The sequence below is a fragment of the Cupriavidus sp. PET2-C1 genome (assembly GCF_054515855.1).
Window position 1 is genome coordinate 433800 of sequence record NZ_CM137259.1, and the last position, 25498, is coordinate 459297.

The window sequence follows — 25498 nt, forward strand, 5'->3', positions numbered from 1 at the left end:
AGCTTCAATTGTTTTTGGGGGGGACCGCACATACAGTGCCAATGAGGCAGTTTCCTCCACCTGCAGAACGCTCCCCGTATCTGTCAGGCCATTTGAAAGCGCGGCTCCGGTCGCGCTTTTTTTTTGCCTCCCGGCCCGGCTGGCAGGCCGCCCGGAAGTGCTTCGGATCCCTCTTCGGGCCTCCCCCTTTTATTCCTGGCCCCCATCCCCATATCCGTATCCCTTATCCCTTATGCCGGCGCTCGCATATGCTTATTCAGGCGGCGCCAGCAGCCAATTGGCCGTTCCTCTACAATCTGGGCGAACGATAAAGACGATCAATAGGATGTTTATGGTCCCGCATCTCATCACCGCGCTGAACGGTCCGCTGCTCGAGCTGGAAAAAAAGATCCTGGATGCGACGCCGTCCATCGAGCGCTGGTTCAGGCTGGAATGGCAGGAACATACGCCTCCGTTCTACTGTTCGGTCGACCTGCGCAACGCCGGCTTCAAGCTGGCCCCGGTCGATACCAACCTGTTCCCGGGCGGGTTCAACAACCTGGCGCCTGAAATGCTGCCGCTGGCAGTCCAGGCGGCGATGGCGGCGATCGAGAAGATCTGCCCCGACGCCAAGAACCTGCTGCTGATCCCCGAGCGCCACACCCGCAACATGTTCTACCTGCAGAACGTGGCGCGGCTGTCGCTGATCATGCGCCAGGCCGGCCTCAACGTCCGCCTGGGCTCGCTGTCCGAAGACATCACCGAACCCACGCCGATCGAGCTTCCCGATGGCCAGACGCTGGTGGTGGAGCCGCTGGCCCGCCTCGGCGCGCGTGGCCGCCGCCTGGGCCTGAAGGACTTCGATCCCTGCTCGATCCTGCTCAACAACGATCTCTCCGCCGGCATTCCCCCGATCCTGGAGAACATCAACGAGCAATACCTGCTGCCGCCGCTGCACGCGGGCTGGTCCACGCGCCGCAAGTCGAGCCATTTCTCGGCCTACGACGAAGTCGCCAAGAAGTTCGCCAAGCTGATCGACGTGGATCCGTGGATGGTCAACCCGTACTTCGCCAAGTGCGGGGGCATCGATTTCCATGAGCGCATTGGCGAGGAGGCGCTGGCCGACTCGGTCGAAGGCGTGCTCAAGAAGATCGCCAAGAAATACCGCGAGTACGGCATCAAGGAAACGCCGTATGTCGTGGTCAAGGCCGATGCCGGCACCTATGGCATGGGCATCATGACCATCAAGGATCCGTCCGAGATCAAGGGGCTGAACCGCAAGGAACGCAACAAGATGAGCGTCGTCAAGGAAGGCCTTGAGGTCAACGACGTCATCATCCAGGAAGGCGTGCACACCTTCGAGAAGGTCAACGAGGCGGTGGCCGAGCCGGTGGTGTACATGATCGACCGCTATGTGGTCGGTGGCTTCTACCGCGTCCATACCGGCCGCGGCAACGACGAGAACCTGAATGCGCCGGGCGCGCATTTCGTGCCGCTGGCGTTCGCGCCCAACGGCATTCCGGACAGCCATGCCAAACCGGGCGCGGCCGTGCCGAACCGTTTCTATATGTATGGTGTGGTGGCGCGGCTGGCTTTGCTGGCGGCGTCGCTGGAACTCGAGAAGACCGACCCTAATCCGATTCTCTGAGACAAACGCTGCGACCGGGACGAGCCAACATGCGCATTCTGTTTATTACCGACCCGCTGGACACCTTCAAGACCTACAAGGACTCGACCTACGCCATGATGGTGGAGGCGGTCGAGCGCGGCCATGAGTTGTTTGCCTGCCTGCAGTCGCAACTGTCGCTGTCGGCCCATCAGGTCGAGGCGGTGGTGCGCCCGCTGCAGCTGACGGGCGACGCCCATGACTGGTACCGCGCGGGCGAGCCCGGCCTGCAGCCACTGACCGGCTTCGATGCGATCGTGATGCGCAAGGATCCGCCCTTCGACATGGAGTACGTGACCAGCACCTGGCTGCTGGAGCTGGCCGAGTCGCAGGGCGCCAATGTGTTCAACAAGCCGCAGGCGATCCGCGACCATTCCGAAAAGCTGGCGATTGCCCGCTATCCCGAATACATCACGCCGACCCTGGTCACCCGTGACGCGGATCGTATTCGCGCGTTCCACGCCGAGCATCGCGATGTGATTTTAAAGCCGCTTGATGGCATGGGCGGGATGGGGATCTTCCGGGTTGGCGCGGATGGCCTGAATCTTGGCGCCATCATCGAGACGCTGGGGGAAAACGGTGCGCGCACCCTGATGGTGCAACGTTATATTCCCGAGATCAAGGACGGCGACAAGCGCATCCTGCTGATTGGCGGCGTGCCCGTGCCGTACTCGCTGGCGCGTATTCCCAAGGACGGCGAAGTGCGCGGCAACCTGGCAGCGGGCGGCACCGGCCGCGCCCAGGCGCTCTCGGCGCGCGATCGCGAGATCGCCGAGGCGCTGGCCCCGGGCCTGTGGGAACAAGGCCTGCTGCTGGTTGGGCTGGACGTGATCGGCGACTACCTGACCGAGGTCAACGTGACCAGCCCGACGTGCTTCCAGGAAATCACGCAGCAGACCGGGTTCCAGGTGGCTGCCATGTTCATCGACGCCCTCGAGCACGCGGTTCAGGCGCGTTCGCGCTGAATCACGGGCGGGCTGCCTGCTACAATCGCGTCAATCCAACGGATTCACCACCATGGCAGGCATCCTGATCATCGCGCACGCCCCGCTGGCTTCGGCATTGCGCGAGTGCGCCGCCCACGTCTACTGCGGCCAGCCCCAACGGCTCGAGGCGATCGACGTCATGCCGGACGCCGAGCCCGCCGCCGTGCTGGCCGAGGCCCGGCGCCGCCTGGCCGAAGTCTGCGAAGACAACGGCGCGCTGGTGTTGACCGATATCTTTGGCGCCACGCCGGCCAACATTGCCGCGCGCCTCGCCGAGCCGGGCCGCGTCAAGGTGCTTGCCGGCGTCAACCTTCCCATGCTGGTGCGCGCCATCTGCTACCGTGCCGAGAAACTCGACCAGCTCGCCCTCAAGGCGCTGGCGGGGGGCTCGCAGGGTGTACTGCAGGTAGGCTCCACCACCGTCCAGAACCAGATCGCAAATCATCCCGACAAATATGCTGCAGAGGGACACCAACATAATCAATAAGCTTGGGCTGCATGCCCGTGCTTCCGCCAAGCTGACGCAACTGGCGGGCAACTTCGTCAGTCAGGTCAAGATGTCGCGCAATGGTCGGCAGGTCGACGCCAAGAGCATCATGGGTGTGATGATGCTGGCCGCCGGCATCGGCTCCACCGTGACCATCGAGACCGACGGACCCGATGAGCAAGAGGCCATGGACGCGTTGCTGGCGCTCATCGCCAATCGCTTCGGCGAAGGGGAGTAGGAGGCCGGAGGATGAAAGGCGGCGGCACCGAACGCCGCAGCGGGCCTGGCCGGGGCCGCTTCGCCGCACATCCTGAAGCCGTTTCCAAGGTGGCTGGCCCTGGCCAGACTTTTTAAACGTTCCGGACGGAGCGGTACATGCCATTTGCCCTGCACGGCATCCCGGTTTCGCGCGGCGTCGCCATCGGGCGCGCGCATTTGCTGGCGCCTGCCGCGCTTGATGTCTCCCATTACCTGGTCGACGAAGACCGGCTTGATGCCGAAGTCGAGCGCTTGCGCTCGGCGCGTGCGGCGGTGCGGGCCGAGCTGGTCACGCTCAAGCGGGATCTGCCGCGCGAGGCGCCGGAAGAACTGGGCGCCTTCCTCGATGTGCATGCCATGATCCTCGATGACGAGGCGCTGGCGCGCGAGCCCGAGGCGCTGATCCGCAACCGGCGCTACAACGCCGAATGGGCGCTGACCACGCGGCTCGAAGAGCTGATGCGCCAGTTCGACGAAATCGAGGACGAATACCTGCGTGAACGCAAGGCGGACATCCGCCAGGTGGTCGAGCGCATCCTCAAGGTGCTGGCCGGCGCGGCCGTGCTGGCCCCGGCCCCGGTGCCACCTTCCTCTCTGGCTCCCGACGGCGAGCCCGCGCCCGGCGTGATCGTGGTCGCCCACGACATCTCGCCGGCCGACATGCTGCAGTTCCGCCACACCGTGTTCCACGGCTTCGTGACCGACCTTGGCGGACGCACTTCCCATACCGCCATCGTGGCGCGCAGCCTCGACATCCCTGCCGCCGTGGGCGTGCAGAGCGCCAGTGAGCTGATCCGCCAGGACGATTGGGTCATCATCGACGGCGATGCGGGCCTGGTCATCGTGGATCCGTCCGCGATCATCCTCGAGGAGTACCGCCACCGGCAGAGCGAGCGCGCGCTGGAAAAGAAGCGCCTGCAGCGCCTGCGCCATACGCCCGCGGTGACACTGGACGGGCTCGAGATCGACCTGCTGGCCAATATCGAGATGGCGGAAGATGCCACCGCGGCGCTGACCGCGGGCGCGGTTGGCGTGGGCCTGTTCCGCTCCGAATTCCTGTTCATGAACCGGCGCGGCGAGCTGCCCGACGAGGAGGAGCAATTCGAGGCGTACCGCGGCGCCGTGGACGCCATGCACGGCCTGCCGGTCACGATCCGCACCATCGACATCGGCGCCGACAAGCCACTGGATGGCCGCGACGGCCGGGATGGCCGCGGCGACGATTTCGAGACGGCCCTCAATCCGGCGCTGGGCTTGCGCGCGATCCGCTGGTCGCTGTCCGAGCCGGCCATGTTCCTGACCCAGTTGCGCGCGCTGCTGCGTGCTTCGGCCTTTGGCCCGGTGCGGCTCCTGATCCCGATGCTGGCCCATGCCCGCGAGATCGACCAGACCCTGGACCTGATCGCGCAGGCCAAGCGCCAGCTCGACGCGCGCGGCCAGGCGTTCGACCCCAACATCAAGGTCGGGGCGATGATCGAGATCCCGGCCGCCGTGCTGATGCTGCCGCTGTTCCTGCGGCGCATGGATTTTCTCTCCATCGGCACCAATGACCTGATCCAGTACACGCTGGCCATCGACCGTGCCGACAATGCCGTCGCGCATCTCTACGACCCGCTGCACCCGGCGGTGCTGCAACTGATCGCCCGCACCATCCGCGAGGCCAACCGCGCTGGCGTGCCGGTGGCGGTGTGTGGGGAGATGGCCGGGGATCCCGCCATGACGCGCCTGCTGCTGGGCATGGGGCTGCGCGAGTTCTCGATGCATCCCTCGCAGTTGCTGCGGGTCAAGCAGGAAGTCCTGCATGCCGACTGCGAAAGGCTGGAGCGGCTGGTGGAGCAGGTGCTGAGCGCTTACGAGCCGGAGGAGCTCGCCTGCGCGCTGAAACTGCTCTGACAACCCTGACTGCGTTAAGGTTTTTACGAAAATCCAACGCCGGCAGATGGCCTCCAGGTCTCTTTTCTGCCGGTTGTGACGTTCCCTGTCTCTGCAATCTCCGGGTTAAGTGCCGCGTTCTTGGCATGTACCCTTTGTAGCTTAATGGGAATTGTTATCATTTTCGATCTCTGATATTCTGGCGTACATCGCGGGTGACATGCCGGTGTCACCCCTCTCCCAAGGAGGGATTTGTGTACGTTTGCATCTGCAATCAGGTTACCGACCGAGAAATTCATGGTGCTGCGCATCTAGGCGTGTCCACGCTCGACGAGCTGGCTGAAACGCTGGGTGTTGGCACCTGTTGTGGCCGCTGCCGCGAATGCGCCCAACAGGTGCTTTGCGAAGGCGTCGCGGCGGTACGCAACGTCAAGGTCTCCACCATCCAGGTCGTGCCCATTTCTTCCTGTTCGTCGTCGGGCCCACGTGCCATAATGGACACTCGGGACCCGGCAGTCGCGAACGACCAGCGCACTGAGCTGGTTGCTTAAACTCGCCCGCAACTTTCAGGTTGCGGCGCGTATTCGCTTGTTTTGACTGCCTGCGGCGCGCTTTGCGCCGCTTCGCGTTTTTGCGGGGGCCCGTTGCAACAAGGAGCCTCCAATGAAAGGTGACAAGAAGGTCATCCAGCATCTGAACGCGCAGCTGAAGAACGAGCTGACCGCGATCAACCAATACTTCCTGCACGCTCGCATGTACCGCCACTGGGGCCTGAAGAAGCTCGGCGATATCGAGTACAAGGAATCCATTGGCGAGATGAAGCATGCCGATCGCCTGATCGATCGCATCCTGATGCTTGACGGCCTGCCCAATCTGCAGGACCTCAACAAGTTGCTGCTGGGCGAAGACACCCCGGAAATGCTCAAGTGCGACCTGAAGCTCGAGCAAGGCGCGCATGCCACCGTCAAGGAAGGCATTACGTATTGCGAATCGGTGGGCGACTACGTCAGCCGCGAGATCCTGGTCGAGATCCTGACCGATACCGAAGAGCACATCGAATTCCTCGAGACGCAGCTCGACCTGATCGACAAGGTTGGCCTGCCGAACTATCTGCAATCGCAGATGGAGCCGGGCGAGCAATAATCCGCCCAGCAGCCGGCCGCAAGTTCGCAAGAACCCAGTGGCCGCAACCGCGCGGCGCCACTCGGTGCTGCCGGTTCCGCCCGCATCCAGGCGGTAACCCTTATCATTCAGATTCCCATTCTTCCCCCAGCCTGACCGCCCTTGCCAGGGCCGGTGCTTGCGCCAGCTTGAGCGCGATACGCCTATGCTGCGGAGAAGGGAGCGGAATCGTCATCGCACCACACCACGCCAAACCAAACCAAACGACAGGAGCCAGCATCATGGCAGACCCGATCCGCCTGACGCAGTACAGCCATGGTGCCGGCTGCGGATGCAAGATTTCGCCGCAGGTGCTCGACGTGATCCTTGCCGGCAGCGGCAACCAGCATCTCGATCCGCGCCTGTGGGTCGGCAATGCCTCGCGCGACGATGCGGCGGTTTATGCGCTGGATGGGCTGGAGGAGGGCCGTGGCGTGGTCTCCACCACCGATTTCTTCATGCCGATCGTCGATGACCCGTTCGACTTCGGACGCATCGCCGCCACCAACGCCATCAGCGATATCTACGCCATGGGGGGCGATCCGCTGCTGGCCATCGCCATCCTCGGCTGGCCGGTCAAGCTGCTGCCGCCCGAGGTGGCGCGCGAGGTGGTGGCAGGCGGGCGCCGCGCCTGCGAGGAAGCGGGCATCCCGCTTGCCGGCGGGCATTCCATCGATGCTCCGGAGCCCATCTTCGGGCTTGCGGTGACTGGCGTGGTCGACCGCGCGCACCTGAAACGCAACGACACCGCGACCGCCGGCTGCCGGCTGTACCTGACCAAGCCGCTGGGCATCGGCGTGCTGACCACCGCCGAGAAGCAGGGCAAGCTGCGCGCCGAGGATATCCACCTGGCGCGCGACTGGATGTGCGTGCTCAATCGTCCCGGCAGTCGCTTCGGCAAGCTGGCCGGTGTGCGGGCCATGACGGATGTCACGGGCTTTGGCCTGCTCGGGCACCTTGTCGAGATGGCAGACGGCAGCCGCCTCACCGCGCGTCTTGACCACGCCGCCGTGCCGTTGCTGCCGGAAGTGCTGCGCTACGTCGAGGCCGGTTGCGTGCCCGGCGGCACCCAGCGCAACTTCGATAGCTACGGCGCGCGAATTGGCGCGGGGATCGGCAACCAGGGTGGCGCGTTGAGCGAGGTGCAGCGCGCCTTGCTGTGCGATCCGCAGACCAGCGGAGGCTTGCTGGTGGCGGTCGAGCCTGCTGGCGAGGCCGGTTTCCATGCCGCCTGCGCGGAGTTTGGCCTGGCACTGGCGCCGGTCGGCGAGTTCGTCGAGCAGGGCCGGTATGCCGTCGAGGTGATCTGATGCGCGAGGATACGGCCGACTTTCGCCAGCTCTTTGTGTCCGGTGCGCCACTGCTCGATGCGCGCGCGCCGGTGGAGTTCGCGCGCGGCGCGTTTCCAGGCGCGGTCAACTTGCCGCTGATGGACGATGCCGAGCGGCACCAGGTTGGCTTGTGTTATGAGGAGCAAGGGCCGCAGGCCGCGCTCGCGCTAGGCCACCAGTTGGTGACCGGCGAAATCCGCGCGGCGCGAACCGCGGGCTGGGCGGCGTTTGCGCGGGCGCATCCCGACGGCTACCTGTATTGCTTCCGCGGCGGCCTGCGCTCGCAGATCGTGCAGCAATGGCTGCGCGAGGACGCCGGTATCGCTTATCCGCGTGTGACGGGCGGCTACAAGGCGATGCGCAGCTTTCTGATCGAGACGCTCGATGCGGCCGCCGCTGAATGCAGCCTGCTGGTGCTGGGCGGCATGACCGGGAGCGGCAAGACTGAGCTGATCACCGAGCTGATCGCCGACCTGGTCACGGGCCCGAGCGGCAGCCGGGACGCCGCTATCGACCTGGAGGGCCTGGCTCGGCACCGCGGGTCCAGCTTTGGCCGGCGCACGGTAGCGCAGCCCACGCAAATCGATTTCGAGAATGGCCTGGCGATTTCGCTGCTGCGCCATCGCGCGGCCGGGCTGCCGGCGCTGGTGGTCGAGGACGAGGGGCGCTTCATCGGCGCGCGCAACCTGCCGCAGGCCTTCTACCAGGCGATTCAGCTAGCGCCGCTGGTCTGGCTGGAGGAATCCTTCGAGGCGCGCGTGCACCGCGTGCTGGAAGACTACGTGCTCGGCCTGTCGGCGGAGTTCATGGCGGCGCTGGGTGAGCAGGCGGGTTTCGCCGCTTACGCGGCGCGCCTGCGCGATGCCATGGCGGCCATTGCCAAGCGGCTCGGCGGGACGCGCTACGAGCGGCTCTCGGCCTTGCTGGACCAGGCGCTGGCGCGGCAGGAGGAAACGGGCGAGACCGACCTGCATCTGGGCTGGATCGCCTTGCTGCTGCAGCAATACTACGACCCGATGTACGCCTACCAACGCGAACAGCGCGAGGCCAGGATCGTGTTCCGCGGCGAGCGTGCTGCGGTGCTGGCTTTCCTGCGTGAGCGCACCCGCGCCTGAACGCGCGCAGGCCGCCTAGGGGGCGGCTTGCGCGTGCGCGCCACCGCAGACTTCGCAATCGGCCGCGCGCGCGAGGCGCATCGTGGTCCATTCCATGCCAAGCGCATCGACCATCAACAGGCGGCCGGCCAGGGTGGTGCCGACGCCCATCAGCAGCTTGAGGGCCTCGGCCGCCTGCACCGTGCCCACCATTCCCACCAGCGGCGCGAACACGCCCATGGTGGCGCAAGCCACTTCCTGCGCCGGCTGCGAGGGCGGGAACAGGCAGGCATAGCAGGGCGCGCCTGGCTGGCGGCGGTCGAACACGCTGATCTGCCCGTCGAAGCGCAGGGCCGCGCCGGACACCAGGGGCACGCGGTGCTGCACGCAGGCGCGGTTGACGGCCTGGCGCGTGTCGAAGTTGTCGCAGCAATCGAGCACCACGTCGGCATCGGCTACCAGGCGCGCTAACTCCGCAGCGCCTACGCGCGCTTGCACCAGGCGCACGTTGATGCCCGGGTTGATGCGCAGCATGCCCTCCCGCGCCGATTCCACCTTGGGGCGTCCGACATTGGCGGTGGTGTGGATCACCTGGCGCTGCAGGTTGGTCAGGTCGACCACGTCGTCATCGACCACGGTGATGGTGCCCACGCCGGCCGAGGCCAGGTAGGGCAGGGCGGCAGCGCCCAGGCCGCCCGCGCCGATCACCAGCGCGTGGCTGGCGAGCAACCGGCTCTGGCCCTCGATGCCGAGTTCGTCGAGCAGGATATGCCGCGAATAGCGCAGCAGTTGATCGTCGTTCATGGCGTGCAATGCAAAAGCGGCCCCGCAGGGCCGCTGTTATTCATCAGGATTTCAGGGTGCCTTGCCGGTCGGCGTGCCCAGCGGCGTGCCCATCGGGGCGCTGGCCGGCGGCGCGCCGGCTGGTGCCTTGGTGGCCGGCTTGGCCGGGGTAGCCGCCTTGGCTGCCGCAGGCTTGGCCGGCTTGTCCGACGTGGCCACGGCTTCGAGCTTGGACTTGGAGCGCTTGACCGGCTGGCCTTCGAGCTGGGCAATGGCTTGCTGCAGCATGAAGTCCTCGGCCGAGCCGAACTCGATCGGCTTCTTCTTGCGTTCCTTGTCGCGCTCTTCCGGCGTCTTCTTGGCGTTTTCTTCCTCGAGGCGGCGCAGTTCCTCGACGCGGCGCTGCTCGCGCTCGTTCATCTCGGGCTCTTCCGATTCCTGCTTGTTGTGCAGGTGGCGCTCGGTGTCGATCTCGCGGGTGATCAGCGCGTCGTCAGGATCGCCTTCCGGGTTCTGGTCGACCGGGATGTCCGGGCGGATGCCCTTGGCCTGGATCGACTTGCCCGTCGGCGTGTAGTAGTACGCGATGGTCAGCTTGATGCCGGTGTCGTTGGTGAGCGGGCGCACGGTCTGCACCGAGCCCTTGCCGAACGTGGTCTTGCCCATGATCAGCGCGCGCTTGTGGTCTTGCAGCGCGCCGGCAACGATTTCGGAGGCCGACGCCGAGTAGGCGTTGGTCAACACCACCATCGGGAGCTTTTTATACAGCGCCGGCAGGTCCTTGAGCGGATCGTCCTCGAGCGAGGACAGCCGGTAGTTGTTGAACGTGGTCTTGTAGACGCGCTTGGCATCGGGCACCTGGCCATTGGTCGAGACCACGGTCACGTCGTCGGGCAGGAAGGCTGCCGCCACGCCGACCGCGCCTTGCAGCACGCCGCCGCCGTTGTTGCGCAGGTCCAGGATCACGCCCTTCAGGTTGGGGTTCTTCTGGGCCAGTTCGTCCAGTTTCTTGCCCAGGTCGGCCACCGTGCGTTCCTGGAAGCTGGTCAGGCGGACCCAGGCGAGGCGGTCATTGTCGATCAGCTTGGCCTTGACCGACTGCACGCGGATCTCCGCGCGCGTGATCGACACCGGGAAGGTGCGCTCGTCGCTCTTGCGGTAGATGGTCAGCGTGACCTTGGTGCCCGGCTCGCCGCGCATGCGCTTGACTGCCTGCTCCAGCGGCAGGCCGCGCACGGGCTTGTCGTCGATGCGGGTGATCAGGTCGCCGGGCTGGATGCCGGCGCGGAAGGCGGGGGTGTCTTCGATCGGGTTGATCACCTTGACCAGCCCTTCTTCCTGCGAGATTTCGATCCCCAGGCCGGCGAAGCGTCCGCGCGTGCCTTCCTGCAGTTCCTTGAAGTCCTTCTCGTCCAGATAGGCCGAATGCGGATCCAGGCTGGCGACCATGCCTTTGATGGCTTCGGTCAGCAGCTTCTTGTCATCCACCGGCTCGACATATTCGCGCTTGATCTGGCCGAAGATGTCGGCCATCAAGCGCAACTGCTCCAGCGGCAGCGGCCCCGGCGAATTCTGCGCCGTGGCCGATAGTTGCAGCGTAGCGAGCACGCCGGCAACGAGTCCGGCAGTAACAAGACTGATGTTCTTGAGCGTCTTACGCATGAGGGCTGCCTGAACGTGTGAGGATTGTGCTGTGTCGGAGCCGGCCTGGCGCATCGCGCCGGCCGGATTTGTCCGACAGTATAAGAGGGAGCAGCAAAAAAGGTCTGGTCCACTGCCTGAGGCGGCCGGGCGAGCCTCGCGGCGCGCGCCCGGCCTGGGCCTCACTTTGCCTTGCCTTGGTTCGCCACGGCGGCCAGGGAGGCTGCGATCGCTTCCTGGTCGCCCAGGTAGTAATGACGCAGCGGGCGCAGGTCGGCGTCCAGCTCGTACACGAGCGGGGTGCCATTGGGGATGTTGATGCCAACGATGTCGTCATCCGAGATCTGGTCCAGGTATTTCACCAGCGCGCGGATGCTGTTGCCATGGGCGGCGATTACCACGCGCTTCCCCGCTTTGATGTCGGGGGCGATGGATTCGTTCCATAGCGGCAGCACGCGCTCGACCGTGTCCTTCAGGCATTCGGTCAGCGGAATCTGCTCGCGCGGCACTTGCGCGTAGCGCGGATCGTCGTAAGCCGCACGCGGATCGTCCGCTTCGAGCGCCGGCGGCGGGGTGTCGTAGCTGCGGCGCCATACCAGCACCTGCTCGTTGCCGAACTTGGCGGCGGTTTCGGCCTTGTTCAGGCCGGACAGCGCGCCATAGTGGCGCTCGTTCAGGCGCCATTCGTTCCGGACCGGAATCCACATCAGGTCCATTTCGTCCTGCACGTGCCACAGCGTGCGGATGGCACGCTTGAGCACCGAGGTGTACGCTACATCGAAGGCCAGCCCTGCCTCGCGCAGCAGCTTGCCGCCCAGCTTGGCCTGGGCCACGCCGGTGTCGGTGAGGTCGACGTCGACCCAGCCGGTGAAGCGGTTTTCGAGATTCCACGTGGATTCGCCGTGGCGGATGAGAACGAGTTTGTACATGCTGCTTCCAAAGCGTGAGAAACCTGTGTGCGCCCTGCCACATACCGCCGCACATGTGTCAACTAGGAGACAATAGCGGGTCGCGGGCGCCAAACCGTCTATTTTATAATGCCGCCGACTCAACCCACCGGAATGCCAACGTGAATTTCTTCGCCGACTACAACAACCTTGCCTTGATCGCCCTCGCCGTCGTGTCGGGCGGCCTGCTGGCGTGGCCCGCCATCTCGCGCGGAACCTCCGGCAAGACCGTCAACCCGGCCGCCGCTACCCAGCTGATCAACAAGCGCAATGCCGTGGTCGTGGATATCCGGGAAGCCACCGAATACGCCAAGGGTCACCTGCCGCAAGCCAAGAGTGCGCCACTTTCCGACCTGGCAAGCCGTGCCGCCAGCCTTGCAAAGGACAAGTCCGTCCCCATCATCGTCGTGTGCCAGACCGGCCAGCGCTCGGGCAAGGGTCAAGCAGCCCTGAAGGAAGCCGGTTACAGTGAGATCTATTCGCTCGAAGGCGGCCTTGCCGCCTGGCAGCAAGCCGGTCTGCCCGTCGTCAAGTAAGCGGCGCAGGCAAGCGGCGCCGGGGGCACGCCCTCCGTTGCCGCCGCTGCCCCGGCTTGCGAGCACCCGACCAACCTCCGGATTCCGTTTTTCAAGGAGATGCGCATGGCCCGCGTTGTAATGTACAGCACGGTAGTTTGTCCGTATTGCCAGATGGCCGAGCGCCTTCTGAAGGCCAAGGGCGTGGAGGCGATCGAGAAGATCCTGATCGACCGCGAGCCCGGCAAGCGCGAGGAAATGATGAGCCGCACCGGTCGCCGCACCGTGCCGCAGATCTACATCGACGAGACCCATGTCGGTGGCTTCGACGACCTTTCGGCGCTCGATCGCCAGGGTGGACTGGTGCCGCTGCTGGCAGCCTGACGCGCCGCCTGCCTCGCTGCGGGTGAATTCGCCACCCGCGTCATGTACCATATACGTTTTCCAACCGGGTGCCGACCCGGGCCGTGACCCTGGGCCAATCCCGCCCGGGGTGCCAATGTCCCGCACGCCTGGCCCCCAACGCCCATTTTTCCGGAAGCCTTTCATGAGCGACCAGCAGAACAATCAGCAGGAAGACCAGCCGTTCTTCAACATCCAGCGCGTGTACCTGAAGGACATGTCGCTTGAGCAGCCGAATTCGCCCGGCATCTTCCTCGAGACCGAAGCGCCGGCCGTGGAAGTGCAGGTGAACGTGGGTGCCTCGCAGCTCCAGGAAGGCATCTTCGAAGTCGTGGTGACCGGTACCGTGACCACCAAGGTGCAGGACAAGGTTGCCTTCCTGGTGGAAGCCCACCAGGCCGGCATCTTCGATATCCGCAACGTGCCGGTGGAGCAGCTTGACCCGCTGCTGGGCATTGCCTGCCCGACCATTCTCTACCCGTACCTGCGTAGCAATATCGCCGACGTGATCACCCGCGCCGGCTTCCAGGCCATTCATCTGTCGGAAATCAACTTCCAGGCCCTGTACGAACAGCGCCTGCAGGCCGCGATGGAAGAAGCGGAAACCGCGCAAGGTGGCAACAGCGGCATCGTGATGCCCGACGGCAGCCAGGCTCGTCACTGATCCTGCTGCAGGATGTCGCAAAGACGGGGCTTCGGCCCCGTTTTGTCTTTCCGGTTCGCGTCATTCGTGGCGCGCAAGGCTTAAGGTTTCGAGGCCGAACAAGCGAGGCAAACCGTCATGAAAATCACTGTCTTCGGTGCAGGTGCCTGGGGCACCGCGCTCGCCAGCCATGCCGCCGCGGCCCACGATGTGGTGCTGTGGGGGCGAGATGCCGCCCAGCTGGCCGCGATCGGCGCCGACCGCGTCAATGCTACCTACCTGCCGGGCGTGCCGCTGTCCGGGCGGCTCGTGGTGGAACCCGATTTCGAGCGGGCCGCGGCGCATGCCGATATCGAGCCCGATGGCCTGGTGATCGTCGCCACGCCAGTTTCGGGCCTGCGCGAAATGACGCGCAGGCTGGCCGCGAGCCAGGCCGGGGGCTTGCGCATGCTCTGGCTGTGCAAGGGCTTCGAAGCCGGCACCAATGCGTTGCCGCACCAGATGGTGCGCGAAGAACTCACCGCCGCCGGCCGTCTCGCCGACACCAGCTACGGCGTGCTGACCGGCCCTAGTTTTGCCCGTGAAGTGGCGCTGGGCCTGCCCTGCGCGCTGACCGTGGCGGGCACCTCGCCGGCACTCTCCGAGTTCGCTCAGCAGGCGTTCCATCACCATGCCATGCGCATCTACGGCAGCGACGACCTGGTCGGCGCCGAGGTGGGGGGCGCGGTCAAGAACGTGCTGGCGATTGCCACCGGCGCCAGCGATGGCCTGGGCCTGGGCCTGAACGCGCGCGCCGCGCTGGTAACGCGCGGCCTGGCCGAGATGACCCGGCTCGGCATGGCGCTGGGCGGACGCATCGAAACCTTCATGGGCCTGGCGGGCATGGGCGACCTGATCCTGACCGCCACGGGCGATCTCTCGCGCAATCGCAAGGTCGGCCAGCAACTGGCCGAGGGCAAGACGCTGGCGCAGATCCTGGCCGAGTTGGGCCACGTTGCCGAAGGCGTGCGCTGTGCGCAGGCCGTGGCGGCGCTGGCTGCGGCCAAGGGCGTCGAGATGCCGATCACGCGCGCGGTATGCGCCGTGCTTTTCGAGGGGCTGCCTGCCGCCGATGCGGTGGCGCGGCTGCTCCAGCGCGACGCGCGCGATGAGTGAGCGCGCGATGGAAGATCGCCGCCGCATCCTGAAAGCCCTTGCCGCCTGTGCCATGCCCGGCGTGGCCGGCACGGCGCTGGCTGTGCCCGCGTCCGCCCAGCCCTGGCCGGTAAAGCCGGTCCGCATGGTGGTGCCGTTCCCGGCCGGATCCTCGCCCGACCTGATCGCGCGCCTGCTGACCGAGAAGCTGGCCGCAGCGCTCGGACAAGCGGTCGTGGTGGAGAACCGCCCGGGCGCCGGCGGCAATATCGGTACCGGCATGGTGGCCAGGGCCGCTCCAGACGGCTATACCTTGCTGCTCACGATCAATGGGCCGCTGGTCACCGCGCCCACCCTGTCGCGCCATCTCGGCTACGACCCGGTGCGCCAGCTCGCCCCCGTGTCGCTGGTGGCAACTTCGCCCAATGTGCTGGTGGTGGATGCCCGCCTGCCGGTGCATGACGTGCGGGAGTTCGTGGCCCTCGCCCGTTCCCGGCCGGGTGTGCTGAACTACGGGTCGGTAGGCAACGGCAGCGCTGCCCACCTGGCCATGGAGCAGCTCAAGGCGGCCGCCGGCATCGACCTGCAGCACATCCCTTATCCGGGGTTTGCGCAGATCACCACCGCCATGGTCGGCGGCCAGGTGCAGGCCGGTTTCATGGTGCCGGCCATCGCCATGCCGCTGGTGACCGCCGGCAAGCTGCGCATCATCGCGGTCACCACCAGCGGGCGCACCAGCCTGCTGCCCGCGGTGCCAACCGTGGCGGAATCCGGCTATCCCGGCTTCGAGGCGATCTCATGGCAAGCGGTGCTGGCCCCGGCGGGCACGCCCGCGCCGGTGATCGATCGGCTCTATCGCGAGCTGGTGGCCATCATCGGCAGCGAGGACGTGCGCGCCAAGATGCGCGCCCAGTATTTCGTGCCGGCCGGCACCGCGCCGCAATCGCTGCGCCAGACCATGGCGAGCGAGAAGGTGCGCTGGGACAAGGTGATCCGCGTGGCGGGCGTGCAGCCGGAATAAGGAAGTGCGGGAAGTGCGCCAGCGGCGGCCTCAGGCCCCGCCGGCAAAGCCGTTCTGGCGCCAGGCTTCGAACACCACGACCGCGACGGTATTGGAGAGGTTGAGGCTGCGGTTGTCCGGCCGCATCGGCAGCCGGATGCGCTGCGCGGTGGGAAACCATTCGCGCCGCTCCGGCGCCAGCCCGCGCGTTTCCGAGCCGAACACAAACCAGTCCCCGGGCTGGAAGCTGACCTGGCCGAAGGGCGTCGAGCCATGGGTGGTCAGCGCGAACATGCGGGCTGGGTCGGGCCGCTCGCTTTCCATCAGCGCGTCCCAGTTCTCGTGCACGCGCATGCTGGCGTACTCGTGATAATCCAGGCCGGCGCGGCGCATGCGCGCGTCTTCCAGCGGAAAGCCAAGCGGCTTGACAAGGTGCAGGCGCGCACCGGTGTTGGCGCACAGCCGTATCACATTGCCGGTGTTCGGCGGGATCTCGGGTTCGACCAGGACGACATTGAACATGGGGAGGGGCGGGCCAGGGGCGCCGCAGCCGTGAAACGCTGGGCAGCTTACCCTGCCGGGGGCCGGCTGTCACGCCAGGCCCATGGGCTGCGCTACGGCGTGCGCAAGGCGACCACCAGCGTCACGCGCGCCGCGCCGTTGGCTTTCAGGAGCCGCGCCGCTTCGCCCAAGGTGGCGCCGCTGGTCATCACATCGTCGACCAGGCCGACATGCTGGCCCGCAACGTCATGCCCGGACCCGAGGCCGAAGGCATCCTGCAGGTTGGCCTGCCGCGCGGGCAGGTCCAGCGTGGCTTGGGCCGGCGTATCGCGCAGCCTCGCCAGCAGCGTCGGCGCGGCGCGCACGCCCAGCCGGCGTGCCAGAGGCCGGGCGATTTCCCAGGACTGGTTGAAGCCGCGCTCGGCAAGGCGCTGCGCGGACAGCGGGATCGGCGCCAGCACATCGGGCAGGGCCAGGCCGGGTCTGCCGGACTCGTCGGCATGCCAGCGGCGTGCCAGCTCGCCCGCAAGCCAGTCCGCCAGCGGCAGCACGCCGCCGAACTTCAAGGCCAGCACCAAGCCGTCCTGCGGGCTGGCGTAGTCGCCCAGCACCAGCGCGTCGTCGAACGGCGGCGGCTCGTAGCGGCACTGGGCACAGAGCCAGGCCGCGCCTGGCCTGGCAGTGCGCCCGAGCGGCAGGGCGCAGCAGCGGCAACGCGGCAGCGGCGTCAGCAACTCTTGCGCGCAACCTGCGCAGACGGTTTCGTCCTGCACCGTGCCGCAAAGTGCGCAGGCCGCAGGCAGGAGCGTGCGCAGCAAGCGCCGCGCATGATGGCGCAGGACGCCTTCGCCCGGGCGCGCCAGGCGGCACGGCACGGAGGCAACCGCCGCATGGGGCACGCCGGAGCCGTCGGCGGCAGGCCTGGCGGTGGGCGCGTATACTTGCGATCCTGTTGCGGCGCCCGCTGGCGCGCGCACCGCATGCCCGGCCGCCGCCTCGCGCCGGCCGTCATCCTCATTCTTAGTTCCTTGCTGCCTGGTTTGACCGTGTCCCTGCATGACGCCGACTCCCCCGATGCCTATTTGCCGCCCACGCGGCTGACCCGCCTCGCCTTCGACCGGCGCAGCGCCGGATTCAGCCAACTGGACTTCCTGCTGGGCGAGATCGGCCAGCGCATGCAGGAGCGCATGCAGATGATCCGGCTGGCGCCGGCGCGCGCGCTCGATATCGGCTGCGGCCACGGGCGCGGCCTGGCCGCGCTGCGCGCCCAGTACCCGGATGCGCAGATCGCCGGGATGGATATTTCCGGCGCCATGCTGCGCGAGGCTGCCCAGCGCGATCCCCAGCGCCAGGCCGGGTGGCTGGGGCGCCTGCTTGGCAAGCGCCCGACCTTTGACCTGGTACAGGGCGATCTTGCCACATTGCCCTTCGCCCCGGCCAGCTTCGACCTGTTGTGGTCCAACCTGGCGCTGCACTGGCACCCCGAGCCGCACCGGGTCTTCCCGGAGTGGCACCGGGTCACCCGCGACGAAGGCCTGGTCCTGTTCTCGCTGTTCGGGCCCGACACGCTGGCGCAATTGCGCGCCGCCTTTGCCGAAGTCGATGGTGACACCCACACGCTGCGCTTTGTCGACATGCACGATATCGGGGACATGCTGGTGCACAGCGGCTGGTCCACGCCCGTGATGGACATGGAGACCCTGACAATCACTTATGAGTCGCCGCGGACCCTGCTGCGCGAAGTGCAGGCCTTCGGCGGGCTGCGCCTGCCGGCTGGCGCGAGCCGGGGAGGGCTGCGTGGGCGCCGCTGGCATGCAGCGCTGCTGGCCGCGCTGGAGCGCCAGCGCAACGCCGAGGGGCTGATCCCGCTTACGTTCGAGATCGTCTACGGCCATGCCTGGAAGCTGGCGCCGCGCGGCAAGCAGGCTGTCGATGAGCTCGGCCACGCCGTGGTTCCGCTCGACAAGATCGGGCGCGCGCGGCAGCGCAAGTAACGTCCGCGGCGCTGCTGCACGCATCGGCGGCGCAGTCAAGCTGCCGATGGCGAGCACCGTACTGATGCACAAAAACTTGTCGCGCGCTAGCCCCTTGGTCAAGTAGCGGCCTTGTCCGAGTAGGCGAAGCGCCCTATAATGCGCCAGTTTGTCGCAGTGGTCTCCCTGGCACAATTTGCCCGAAATCGCACTTCAATGGTGCGTCCCAGGCGCAATCGTCCAGGCGTGCATCCAGCGCAGAGTAGTTGGCGATGCAAGGTTGGCGATGCAAGACTTGGGTATCGCACTCCAGACGGCGCAAGGCAAATCCGGCGGCAGTTCCGACGGATTTGGCCCGCCGGACAAAGACTGGCTGATGAAGCGGAATTGTTCGCTGTCTCCGCGCCAGGTTGGCTGGTTTTACCTCTCCATCGTCAGTGTTTCGCTCGCCATCGCTTTGTTCTTCGCGTGGCGAGGGTCATGGCTCGTGCTTCCCTTTGCCGGGCTGGAACTGCTGGGGCTGGGCATTGCCCTGCTGGTGCACGGGCGGCATGCGTCGGACTACGAGCGCGTCAGCCTCGTCGACGGCAGGCTGGTAGTGGTTTCGGTCAGTGCAGGGCAGCTGACACGGCATGAATTCAACCCGCTCTGGGTGCGGGTTGAACCGGGTGAATCATTACGGGCGCTGGTGTTGCTGCGCTCGGGCAAGAGCGCTGTGCGGGTGGGGTGTTTTCTGGACCCGTACAAGCGGCGAAAGTTCGCGCAGGAGCTCGCATCGGCTTTGCGCTGCCTCTGAGAGGCGGCGGGGGCCGGCGAGTCACAGATTTGAATCTGTAAATTGGGTAGATAACAAATGAAAATGTGGAAGAAGGCATCCGCAGCGTGTCTGGTGGGGGCGTCCCTGCTCATCAGCCATGCAGCCCTGGCAGTGGAAGACATGCCAGGTGGCCCCGCCGTGCGACAGCTCAATCTGACCGAGCCGGTCACCAAGATCGCCGAGCAGATTCACTGGCTGAACTGGATGATGCTGATCATGTGCACCGTGATCTTCATCGGCGTGTTCGCGGTGATGTTCTACTCCGTGTTCACGCACCGCAAGTCCAAGGGCGCGAAGTCGGCCTCCTTCCACGAAAGCATCACCGTCGAGGTGATCTGGACCATCATCCCCTTCCTGATCGTCATCGGCATGGCCCTGCCCGCCACCAAGACGGTCGTGGCGATGAAGGACACCACCAACGCCGACATCACCATCAAGGCCACTGGCTACCAGTGGAAGTGGGGCTACGACTACCTGAAGGGCGACGGCGAGGGGATTTCCTTCGTGTCCACCCTGACCACCCCGCGCGAGCAGATCAACAACGAGGCCCCCAAGTCGAACACCTACCTGATGGAGGTGGACAACGAGATGGTGGTGCCCGTGAACAAGAAGGTCCGCATGGTGCTGACGGCCAATGACGTCATCCATGCCTGGATGATCCCGGCCTTCGGCGTCAAGCAGGATGCCATCCCCGGCTTCGTGCGCGACACCTGGTTCAAGGCCGAGAAGGTTGGCGTGTACCGTGGCCAGTGCGCCGAGCTGTGCGGCAAGGAACACGCCTTCATGCCGATCGTCGTGCGCGTCGTCTCCGACGCCGACTACGCCAAGTGGGTCGACGGCAAGAAGAAGGAGCTCGCCGCCAAGGCGGACGATCCCAACAAGACCTGGACCCTGGACGAGCTCAAGGCCCGTGGCGAGAAGGTCTACACCGCCAACTGCGCGGTCTGCCACCAGCCTAACGGCAAGGGCGGCGGCGCCTTCCCGGCTCTCGACGGCTCCAAGATCGTCAACGGCCCGGATGCCGGCCAGATGCATATCCTGCTGGAAGGCAAGGGTGCCATGCCGGTGTGGAAGCACCTCTCCGATACCGAGCTCGCTGCCGTCATGACCTACACCCGCAACAACTGGGGTAACAAGACGGGTGAAGTGATTCAACCGAGCGATTTCGTGAATGCGCGTGCCGGCAAGTTCCGCGAAGGCGGCGGCGCACCTGGCGCGAGCGGCGACGCCGCGCCCAAGACGGAAGACAAGCCCGCTGCCAAGCAGGCCAGCGCCGCGGGCGACCGCGCCGCAGGTTGAACAGGATTTCAGGAGTTTTCGCGATGAGTACTGCTACCCCGGACGCGCTCGCCCACCCGCACGACCACGCGCATGACGATCACCACGATCAACCGCATGGCTGGCGCCGTTGGCTGTTTGCCACCAACCACAAGGACATCGGTACGCTGTACCTGCTGTTCTCGTTCACCATGCTGCTGTCTGGCGGCGCGCTGGCACTGCTGATCCGTCTCGAGCTGTTCGAGCCGGGCTTGCAGTTCTTCCGCCCGGAACTGTTCAACCAGTTCACCACCATGCACGGCCTGATCATGGTGTTCGGCGCGATCATGCCGGCCTTCGTCGGCTTCGCCAACTGGATGATCCCGCTGCAGATCGGCGCATCCGACATGGCGTTCGCGCGGATGAACAACTTCAGCTTCTGGCTGATGCCCCCGGCAGCGCTGCTGCTGGTGCTGTCGTTCTTCGCACCGGGTGGCGCCACCGCCGCCGGCTGGACCCTGTACGCGCCGCTGTCGGTGCAGATGGGCCCCGGCATGGACATGGCGATTTTCGCCATGCACATCATGGGCGCGTCGTCGATCATGGGCTCGATCAACATCATCGTCACGGTGCTCAATATGCGCGCACCCGGCATGACGCTGATGAAGATGCCGATGTTCTGCTGGACCTGGCTGATCACCGCCTACCTGCTGATCGCCGTGATGCCGGTGCTGGCTGGCGCCATCACCATGGTGCTGACCGACCGTCACTTCGGCACGAGCTTCTTCTCGGCTGCCGGCGGCGGCGATCCGGTGATGTACCAGCACATTTTCTGGTTCTTCGGCCACCCCGAGGTCTACATCATGATCTTGCCGGCGTTCGGGATCGTCTCGCACGTCGTGCCGACCTTCGCCCGCAAGCGCCTGTTCGGCTATAGCTCGATGGTCTACGCGACCGCTTCGATCGCCATCCTGTCGTTCATCGTGTGGGCTCACCACATGTTCACGACCGGCATGCCCGTGACCGGCCAGCTGTTCTTCATGTACGCCACCATGCTGATCGCGGTGCCGACGGCTGTGAAGATCTTCAACTGGATCGCTACCATGTGGCGCGGCTCGATGACCTTCGAGACCCCGATGCTGTTCGCGATCGGCTTCATCTTCGTGTTCACCATCGGTGGCTTCACCGGCCTGATGCCGGCGGTGGCCCCGATCGACATCCAGCTGCAGGACACCTACTTCATCGTTGCCCACTTCCACTACGTGCTGGTGGCGGGCTCGCTGTTCGCGATGTTCTCGGGCTTCTACTACTGGGGTCCGAAGTGGAGCGGTTTCATGTACAACGAAACCCGCGGCCAGATCCACTTCTGGGGCTCGATGATTTTCTTCAACGTCACCTTCTTCCCGATGCACTTCCTGGGTCTGGCCGGCATGCCGCGTCGCTATGCCGACTACCCGACCCAGTTCGCGGATTTCAACGCGATTGCATCGATCGGTGCACTGGGCTTTGGCCTGATGCAGGTGTATTTCTTCTTCTTCGTGGTGCTGCCGTCCTACCGTGGCGGCAAGGCAGCCGGGGACAAGCCTTGGGATGGTGCCGAGGGCCTGGAATGGACCGTGCCGTCGCCGGCCCCGTTCCACACCTTTGAAGTGCCGCCGCAAGTCAAGTAAGCCGCAGTCAGGCAAGCCGCAATAGGCACGGAAGGATGGGCAGGGCCCGTCCTTCCGTGCCACGCAAGCAAGGTGTTATGCAGGATCCAAACAAAAGTCCATCGCAGGCAGACCGCAAGGCCTCCAATCGTCGTCTCGGCCTGATCCTTTTCTCGATCGTGATGGTTTTCTTTTTGGGTTTCTTCGCCAAGATGATCTTTCTTGGCTGAAGCTGCAGGGTATTGAGATGAGCGCGAACCAGCAGTCAAGCAATGCCACCGACAAGAAGTTCAACCGCGGGATGATGCTGCGGCTGTTGGTGGTGGTGGCGTTGATGTTCTCGTTTGGCTATGCGCTGGTGCCGCTGTACAAGAAGATCTGCGAGATCACCGGCCTGAACGTGGTGACCACGCGGGACCTGTACGGTGGCCAGGTCAAGAACACGCAGGTGGACAAAACCCGCACGATCACGGTCGAGTTCGACTCCAACGCGCGCGGGCCCTTTGCCTTCCGTCCGGTCAAGAGCAGCATGGAAGTGCACCCGGGCGAGATGACCACCATCGTCTACGAAGTGGCGAATGGCCAGGCTCGCGATATCTCGGCGCAGGCCATCCCGAGCTACCTGCCCAAGCTGGCCACGCAGTATTTCAAGAAGATCGAGTGCTTCTGCTTCAAGGAACAGACGCTGAAGGCGAAGGAAGCACGCGAGATGCCGGTGGTGTTCGTGATCGATCCGGACCTGCCGAAAGACGTGAAAAACATTACGCTGTCCTATACCTTCTTCGAGATCGGGACGCCGGTGGCGCAAGCGCCGCAAGGTCCGCTCGACGCGCAGCCAGCAGGCGCGGGCAAGGGCATTTGAGTTTGCAGGCGAGGCAGGTTGCAGGGGAAAAGCCGTGGATGAGATGAAGGACGCGGTCAAGCGCAAGCTGTCATTTGCGCAGACGCTGCGCGCGGTGTTCTGGTCGTTTATCGGCCTGCGCAAGGGCAGCGAGCATGAGCGCGACATGGCACAGCTCAACCCGGTCCATGTGATCATTGCCGGCCTGATCGGGGTAGCCATCCTGATCGCGGTGCTGATCACGGTTGTGCGTGTGGTGGTAGGGTGAGGCCACGCAGCACAGAGCACGGGGCAGGGCAGGAGTAAGTAAAAAAAGCAGGGCAAAAGCATGCCGCCGGCCTCGTCAGGGCTGGATGTGCGGATAACGATTACTGAATCAGAGACTCTGAGCTGGAGAAAAAAGAATGAGTGCGAACCGCGCAAACGCTCCGTACTACTTCGTACCGGGCCCCTCGCGCCATCCGATCACGGCTAGCTTTGGCTTGCTGCTGACGGCTGGGGGTGCTGCTGGCTGGGTAAACGGGCAGAGCTGGGGGCCTTACCTGTGCGGCCTGGGCCTGCTGTGGTTCCTGTTCGTGCTCAAGAGCTGGTTCGGCGAGGCGATCAACGAATCCGAGACGGGCAAGTACGGCAAGAACATTGACCTGTCCTTCCGCTGGTCGATGGGCTGGTTCATCTTCTCCGAGGTGATGTTCTTCGCGGCGTTCTTCGGCGCGCTGTTCTACGCCCGCAACATCGCCATGCCGTGGCTCGGCGACCTGAACAACAAGATCCTGTGGCCCGACTTCGCCGCCGTATGGCCGAACCTCGGACCGGCCGGTGTCGTGGAGAGCTTCCAGACGATGGGCCCGTGGCCGATCCCCACGATCAACACCGCCTTGCTGCTGATGTCCGGCGTGACGCTGACCTGGGCGCACCATGCGCTGCTCGCCAACAAGCGCAGCCAGCTGATCCAGGGCCTGGTGCTGACCATCCTGCTGGGCGCGATCTTCATGTGCTTCCAGGTGTACGAATACCACCACGCGTATTCGGAGCTGAACCTCAAGCTGACCTCGGGCATCTACGGTTCCACCTTCTTCCTGCTGACCGGCTTCCACGGTTTCCACGTGACGCTTGGCGCGATCATGCTGACGGTGGTGCTGGTGCGCGTGCTCAAGGGCCAGTTGACGCCCGACCATCACTTCGCATTCGAAGGCGCCGCCTGGTACTGGCACTTCGTTGACGTGGTGTGGCTGTTCCTCTACATCGTGGTGTACTGGCTGTAAGACACCCGATTGCAGTGCCCGCCGGCCACGCCGGCGGCATCGCGCAGGAGGTTCTCCTCCTTCGCGAGGAACAACAAAAAACAAGCGCCGCAGGGGAAGTAGCCAGCCTGCGGCGCTTGTTTTTTGTGGTTTGAACCTGGCGCAGCCGGGCCGCGCCGGCTTCAGGGCGTCATGCGGATGCCCGTGCTCTGTATCCATCCCATCCAGTGCGAGAACAGGATGAAGACGAACAGGGCCACCGAGAAGCCGACCCGGAACATCAGCGAGCGCATCATGTTTGGCGTCCTGCCGCGGTCGCGCATCATGAAGAACAGGGCGGAGGCCAGGCTACCGATGATGAGGAAGAACGCGATGAGGATGACGATGCGCATGGAGGGCCCGCAAGCGCGGGGTCTGCTAGGGATAGAGCGCCATTATCGCATCGGCGCGCGTGGCAACGCCCTCGGGAAATGCCAGGGAGGCCGCACGTGAAACTGTGGCGCGCACTGAGCCCGCTGCCCACCATCGCCGCGCTGGTGGTGATTGCAGTCACCTGTGCCTTGGGCAACTGGCAGCTGAATCGGGCCCACGAAAAAGTGGCGCGGGCCGCGCGCCTCGAGGCGCTGGCCGCCCAGCCGCCGCTGGAGATCGGGCGCAGCCTGGTGAGTGGCGCGATGGCGGAGCGGCGCGTGCACGTGCGCGGGCGCTTCGATGCAGCGCATACGGTTTTGCTGGACAATCGCCCCCACAGCAACGGCACCGATAGCCGTGCCGGATTCATGGTACTGACGCCGCTGCGGGTTGCCGGGGGCGATGCGGCCACGCCGGCCGTGCTGGTGCTGCGCGGCTGGCTGCCGCGCGATGCGCAGGATCGCACCCATATCGCGCCGTTCCCGACGCCGGAAGGCGAGGTGGAGCTGGACGGCACCGCGCTGGCGACCGTGCCCAGGGTCTTCAGCCTGGGCCGTGGCGCGAATGCCGAGGCCGGCCAGAAGATCCGCCAGAATGTCGATCTCGCTGCCTATGCAACGGAGCTTGGCGTGCCCCTGCAACCCTTTGTGCTGGAGCAGCGCAACGACAACGGCGACGGGCTGGCGCGCGACTGGGCGCCAGCGGACATCGGCGCGGATCGCCACTATGGTTATGCCTTCCAGTGGTTCGGGCTGGCGGCGCTGACCCTGGTGCTGCTGGTGGCGTTGAGCTGGCGGCGAGCTGCCCGCATGACGGCTTGAGCATTCTCGCGGGTGGCACCCGTATCACCTACGAACCACAGCGGCGCGTTGCGGTCAGATGAGCGCAACCGCCCCTAACGACAGA

Annotated in this window: 29 protein-coding genes; 23 read left to right on the forward strand and 6 right to left on the reverse strand. The window is 65.4% G+C overall.

Annotated features, from left to right (window positions below; genetic code table 11):
- Nucleotides 1–331 precede the first annotated feature (331 nt).
- The 9 genes from gshA to mnmH all read left to right on the forward strand — a co-directional run bounded on the left by gshA (nt 332) and on the right by mnmH (nt 8855).
- Nucleotides 332–1627: a glutamate--cysteine ligase gene (gene gshA, locus ACX12D_RS01955; protein WP_174426580.1), complete on the forward strand. Its 1296-nt coding sequence runs from the start codon at nt 332–334 to the stop codon at nt 1625–1627.
- Nucleotides 1628–1656: 29 nt separating this feature from the next.
- Nucleotides 1657–2610, forward strand: a complete 954-nt coding sequence (gene gshB / locus ACX12D_RS01960) for a glutathione synthase (protein WP_441632247.1) — start codon at nt 1657–1659, stop codon at nt 2608–2610.
- Nucleotides 2611–2662: 52 nt separating this feature from the next.
- Nucleotides 2663–3118, forward strand: coding sequence for a PTS sugar transporter subunit IIA (locus ACX12D_RS01965; RefSeq protein ID WP_150989660.1), 456 nt, complete (start codon nt 2663–2665; stop codon nt 3116–3118).
- On the forward strand, nt 3087–3356 hold the full coding sequence (locus ACX12D_RS01970; RefSeq protein ID WP_035861002.1) for an HPr family phosphocarrier protein: 270 nt from the start codon (nt 3087–3089) through the stop codon (nt 3354–3356). Before ACX12D_RS01965 ends, ACX12D_RS01970 begins: the two co-directional genes overlap by 32 nt.
- 137 nt (nt 3357–3493) lie before the next feature.
- Nucleotides 3494–5269, forward strand: a complete 1776-nt coding sequence (gene ptsP, locus ACX12D_RS01975) for a phosphoenolpyruvate--protein phosphotransferase (protein ID WP_043343319.1) — start codon at nt 3494–3496, stop codon at nt 5267–5269.
- Between the two features lie 233 nt (nt 5270–5502).
- Nucleotides 5503–5799 (forward strand): (2Fe-2S)-binding protein, encoded by a 297-nt coding sequence (locus ACX12D_RS01980; protein ID WP_082054783.1) that lies wholly within the window; start codon nt 5503–5505, stop codon nt 5797–5799.
- A gap of 112 nt (nt 5800–5911) precedes the next feature.
- Nucleotides 5912–6391 (forward strand): bacterioferritin, encoded by a 480-nt coding sequence (gene bfr / locus ACX12D_RS01985; RefSeq protein ID WP_006159487.1) that lies wholly within the window; start codon nt 5912–5914, stop codon nt 6389–6391.
- A gap of 260 nt (nt 6392–6651) precedes the next feature.
- Nucleotides 6652–7719 carry a selenide, water dikinase SelD gene (selD, locus tag ACX12D_RS01990; protein WP_459372736.1) on the forward strand — a complete coding sequence of 356 codons (1068 nt, stop codon included), beginning with the start codon at nt 6652–6654 and terminating at the stop codon, nt 7717–7719.
- A complete protein-coding gene (gene mnmH / locus ACX12D_RS01995) occupies nt 7719–8855 on the forward strand; it encodes a tRNA 2-selenouridine(34) synthase MnmH (protein ID WP_459372737.1) in 1137 nt (378 codons plus the stop codon). Before selD ends, mnmH begins: the two co-directional genes overlap by 1 nt.
- Before the next feature lie 15 nt (nt 8856–8870).
- On the opposite strand, the gene ACX12D_RS02000 is transcribed toward mnmH, so the two are convergent.
- The 3 genes from ACX12D_RS02000 to gpmA form a co-directional block, all read right to left on the reverse strand.
- A complete protein-coding gene (locus ACX12D_RS02000; RefSeq protein WP_459372738.1) occupies nt 8871–9638 on the reverse strand; it encodes a HesA/MoeB/ThiF family protein in 768 nt (255 codons plus the stop codon).
- A 51-nt stretch (nt 9639–9689) separates the two neighbouring features.
- The gene (locus tag ACX12D_RS02005; RefSeq protein WP_459372739.1) at nt 9690–11279 is read right to left on the reverse strand and encodes a S41 family peptidase; all 1590 of its coding nucleotides are present in this window, start codon (nt 11277–11279) and stop codon (nt 9690–9692) included.
- A gap of 161 nt (nt 11280–11440) precedes the next feature.
- Nucleotides 11441–12187: a 2,3-diphosphoglycerate-dependent phosphoglycerate mutase gene (gpmA, locus tag ACX12D_RS02010; RefSeq protein WP_459372740.1), complete on the reverse strand. Its 747-nt coding sequence runs from the start codon at nt 12185–12187 to the stop codon at nt 11441–11443.
- Nucleotides 12188–12327: 140 nt separating this feature from the next.
- Between gpmA and ACX12D_RS02015 the strand changes: the two genes are divergently transcribed.
- The 5 genes from ACX12D_RS02015 to ACX12D_RS02035 all read left to right on the forward strand — a co-directional run bounded on the left by ACX12D_RS02015 (nt 12328) and on the right by ACX12D_RS02035 (nt 15920).
- Complete coding sequence (locus ACX12D_RS02015) at nt 12328–12741, forward strand: rhodanese-like domain-containing protein (protein WP_150989682.1); 414 nt, start codon at nt 12328–12330, stop codon at nt 12739–12741.
- Nucleotides 12742–12846: 105 nt separating this feature from the next.
- Complete coding sequence (gene grxC, locus ACX12D_RS02020; protein WP_043343338.1) at nt 12847–13104, forward strand: glutaredoxin 3; 258 nt, start codon at nt 12847–12849, stop codon at nt 13102–13104.
- A 163-nt stretch (nt 13105–13267) separates the two neighbouring features.
- Nucleotides 13268–13786, forward strand: a complete 519-nt coding sequence (gene secB / locus ACX12D_RS02025; RefSeq protein WP_043343340.1) for a protein-export chaperone SecB — start codon at nt 13268–13270, stop codon at nt 13784–13786.
- A gap of 117 nt (nt 13787–13903) precedes the next feature.
- The gene (locus ACX12D_RS02030) at nt 13904–14920 is read left to right on the forward strand and encodes an NAD(P)H-dependent glycerol-3-phosphate dehydrogenase (RefSeq protein WP_459372741.1); all 1017 of its coding nucleotides are present in this window, start codon (nt 13904–13906) and stop codon (nt 14918–14920) included.
- Nucleotides 14921–14927: 7 nt separating this feature from the next.
- Nucleotides 14928–15920, forward strand: a complete 993-nt coding sequence (locus ACX12D_RS02035; protein ID WP_459372742.1) for a Bug family tripartite tricarboxylate transporter substrate binding protein — start codon at nt 14928–14930, stop codon at nt 15918–15920.
- A 30-nt stretch (nt 15921–15950) separates the two neighbouring features.
- Here the strand turns inward: ACX12D_RS02035 and trmL are convergent, their stop codons facing one another.
- Both trmL and ACX12D_RS02045 read right to left on the reverse strand, forming a co-directional pair.
- On the reverse strand, nt 15951–16421 hold the full coding sequence (gene trmL / locus ACX12D_RS02040; RefSeq protein WP_043343349.1) for a tRNA (uridine(34)/cytosine(34)/5-carboxymethylaminomethyluridine(34)-2'-O)-methyltransferase TrmL: 471 nt from the start codon (nt 16419–16421) through the stop codon (nt 15951–15953).
- 92 nt (nt 16422–16513) lie between these two features.
- Nucleotides 16514–17299, reverse strand: a complete 786-nt coding sequence (locus ACX12D_RS02045; protein ID WP_459373904.1) for a phosphoribosyltransferase family protein — start codon at nt 17297–17299, stop codon at nt 16514–16516.
- A 147-nt stretch (nt 17300–17446) separates the two neighbouring features.
- On the opposite strand from ACX12D_RS02045, the gene ACX12D_RS02050 reads away from it, so the two are divergent.
- The 8 genes from ACX12D_RS02050 to ACX12D_RS02085 all read left to right on the forward strand — a co-directional run bounded on the left by ACX12D_RS02050 (nt 17447) and on the right by ACX12D_RS02085 (nt 24202).
- Nucleotides 17447–18394 (forward strand): methyltransferase domain-containing protein, encoded by a 948-nt coding sequence (locus ACX12D_RS02050; protein WP_459372743.1) that lies wholly within the window; start codon nt 17447–17449, stop codon nt 18392–18394.
- 265 nt (nt 18395–18659) lie between these two features.
- Nucleotides 18660–19169 (forward strand): DUF2244 domain-containing protein, encoded by a 510-nt coding sequence (locus ACX12D_RS02055; RefSeq protein ID WP_253929796.1) that lies wholly within the window; start codon nt 18660–18662, stop codon nt 19167–19169.
- Nucleotides 19170–19226: 57 nt separating this feature from the next.
- Nucleotides 19227–20489, forward strand: coding sequence for a cytochrome c oxidase subunit II (gene coxB / locus ACX12D_RS02060; protein WP_459372744.1), 1263 nt, complete (start codon nt 19227–19229; stop codon nt 20487–20489).
- 23 nt (nt 20490–20512) lie between these two features.
- Nucleotides 20513–22117, forward strand: a complete 1605-nt coding sequence (ctaD, locus tag ACX12D_RS02065; RefSeq protein ID WP_006159471.1) for a cytochrome c oxidase subunit I — start codon at nt 20513–20515, stop codon at nt 22115–22117.
- Between the two features lie 77 nt (nt 22118–22194).
- Nucleotides 22195–22326 carry a cytochrome oxidase small assembly protein gene (locus ACX12D_RS02070; RefSeq protein WP_006159470.1) on the forward strand — a complete coding sequence of 44 codons (132 nt, stop codon included), beginning with the start codon at nt 22195–22197 and terminating at the stop codon, nt 22324–22326.
- Nucleotides 22327–22343: 17 nt separating this feature from the next.
- Entirely contained in the window at nt 22344–22958 is a 615-nt protein-coding gene (locus tag ACX12D_RS02075; protein WP_150989703.1) for a cytochrome c oxidase assembly protein, read from the forward strand.
- A gap of 34 nt (nt 22959–22992) precedes the next feature.
- Entirely contained in the window at nt 22993–23205 is a 213-nt protein-coding gene (locus ACX12D_RS02080; protein ID WP_035861042.1) for a DUF2970 domain-containing protein, read from the forward strand.
- A 136-nt stretch (nt 23206–23341) separates the two neighbouring features.
- Nucleotides 23342–24202 carry a cytochrome c oxidase subunit 3 gene (locus ACX12D_RS02085; RefSeq protein ID WP_459372745.1) on the forward strand — a complete coding sequence of 287 codons (861 nt, stop codon included), beginning with the start codon at nt 23342–23344 and terminating at the stop codon, nt 24200–24202.
- Nucleotides 24203–24363: 161 nt separating this feature from the next.
- On the opposite strand, the gene ACX12D_RS02090 is transcribed toward ACX12D_RS02085, so the two are convergent.
- Complete coding sequence (locus ACX12D_RS02090; RefSeq protein WP_459372746.1) at nt 24364–24573, reverse strand: twin transmembrane helix small protein; 210 nt, start codon at nt 24571–24573, stop codon at nt 24364–24366.
- A gap of 78 nt (nt 24574–24651) precedes the next feature.
- Between ACX12D_RS02090 and ACX12D_RS02095 the strand changes: the two genes are divergently transcribed.
- Nucleotides 24652–25413, forward strand: a complete 762-nt coding sequence (locus tag ACX12D_RS02095; protein WP_459372747.1) for an SURF1 family protein — start codon at nt 24652–24654, stop codon at nt 25411–25413.
- Nucleotides 25414–25498 lie beyond the last annotated feature (85 nt).

What these genes read in the sequence shown, in the direction of transcription:
- ACX12D_RS02095 (WP_459372747.1), top strand. Translation starts at nt 24,652, where the DNA reads ATGCCAGGGAGGCCGCACGTGAAACTGTGGCGCGCACTGAGCCCGCTG.
- coxB (WP_459372744.1), top strand. Translation starts at nt 19,227, where the DNA reads ATGAAAATGTGGAAGAAGGCATCCGCAGCGTGTCTGGTGGGGGCGTCC.
- gshA (WP_174426580.1), top strand. Translation starts at nt 332, where the DNA reads ATGGTCCCGCATCTCATCACCGCGCTGAACGGTCCGCTGCTCGAGCTG.
- ctaD (WP_006159471.1), top strand. Translation starts at nt 20,513, where the DNA reads ATGAGTACTGCTACCCCGGACGCGCTCGCCCACCCGCACGACCACGCG.
- trmL (WP_043343349.1), bottom strand. Translation starts at nt 16,421, where the DNA reads ATGTTCAATGTCGTCCTGGTCGAACCCGAGATCCCGCCGAACACCGGC.
- ptsP (WP_043343319.1), top strand. Translation starts at nt 3,494, where the DNA reads ATGCCATTTGCCCTGCACGGCATCCCGGTTTCGCGCGGCGTCGCCATC.
- ACX12D_RS02030 (WP_459372741.1), top strand. Translation starts at nt 13,904, where the DNA reads ATGAAAATCACTGTCTTCGGTGCAGGTGCCTGGGGCACCGCGCTCGCC.
- gshB (WP_441632247.1), top strand. Translation starts at nt 1,657, where the DNA reads ATGCGCATTCTGTTTATTACCGACCCGCTGGACACCTTCAAGACCTAC.
- secB (WP_043343340.1), top strand. Translation starts at nt 13,268, where the DNA reads ATGAGCGACCAGCAGAACAATCAGCAGGAAGACCAGCCGTTCTTCAAC.
- ACX12D_RS02000 (WP_459372738.1), bottom strand. Translation starts at nt 9,638, where the DNA reads ATGAACGACGATCAACTGCTGCGCTATTCGCGGCATATCCTGCTCGAC.
- ACX12D_RS02005 (WP_459372739.1), bottom strand. Translation starts at nt 11,279, where the DNA reads ATGCGTAAGACGCTCAAGAACATCAGTCTTGTTACTGCCGGACTCGTT.
- selD (WP_459372736.1), top strand. Translation starts at nt 6,652, where the DNA reads ATGGCAGACCCGATCCGCCTGACGCAGTACAGCCATGGTGCCGGCTGC.
- mnmH (WP_459372737.1), top strand. Translation starts at nt 7,719, where the DNA reads ATGCGCGAGGATACGGCCGACTTTCGCCAGCTCTTTGTGTCCGGTGCG.
- grxC (WP_043343338.1), top strand. Translation starts at nt 12,847, where the DNA reads ATGGCCCGCGTTGTAATGTACAGCACGGTAGTTTGTCCGTATTGCCAG.
- ACX12D_RS02085 (WP_459372745.1), top strand. Translation starts at nt 23,342, where the DNA reads ATGAGTGCGAACCGCGCAAACGCTCCGTACTACTTCGTACCGGGCCCC.
- ACX12D_RS02075 (WP_150989703.1), top strand. Translation starts at nt 22,344, where the DNA reads ATGAGCGCGAACCAGCAGTCAAGCAATGCCACCGACAAGAAGTTCAAC.
- bfr (WP_006159487.1), top strand. Translation starts at nt 5,912, where the DNA reads ATGAAAGGTGACAAGAAGGTCATCCAGCATCTGAACGCGCAGCTGAAG.
- ACX12D_RS01965 (WP_150989660.1), top strand. Translation starts at nt 2,663, where the DNA reads ATGGCAGGCATCCTGATCATCGCGCACGCCCCGCTGGCTTCGGCATTG.
- ACX12D_RS01970 (WP_035861002.1), top strand. Translation starts at nt 3,087, where the DNA reads ATGCTGCAGAGGGACACCAACATAATCAATAAGCTTGGGCTGCATGCC.
- ACX12D_RS02055 (WP_253929796.1), top strand. Translation starts at nt 18,660, where the DNA reads ATGCAAGACTTGGGTATCGCACTCCAGACGGCGCAAGGCAAATCCGGC.
- ACX12D_RS02090 (WP_459372746.1), bottom strand. Translation starts at nt 24,573, where the DNA reads ATGCGCATCGTCATCCTCATCGCGTTCTTCCTCATCATCGGTAGCCTG.
- ACX12D_RS02035 (WP_459372742.1), top strand. Translation starts at nt 14,928, where the DNA reads ATGGAAGATCGCCGCCGCATCCTGAAAGCCCTTGCCGCCTGTGCCATG.
- ACX12D_RS02070 (WP_006159470.1), top strand. Translation starts at nt 22,195, where the DNA reads ATGCAGGATCCAAACAAAAGTCCATCGCAGGCAGACCGCAAGGCCTCC.
- gpmA (WP_459372740.1), bottom strand. Translation starts at nt 12,187, where the DNA reads ATGTACAAACTCGTTCTCATCCGCCACGGCGAATCCACGTGGAATCTC.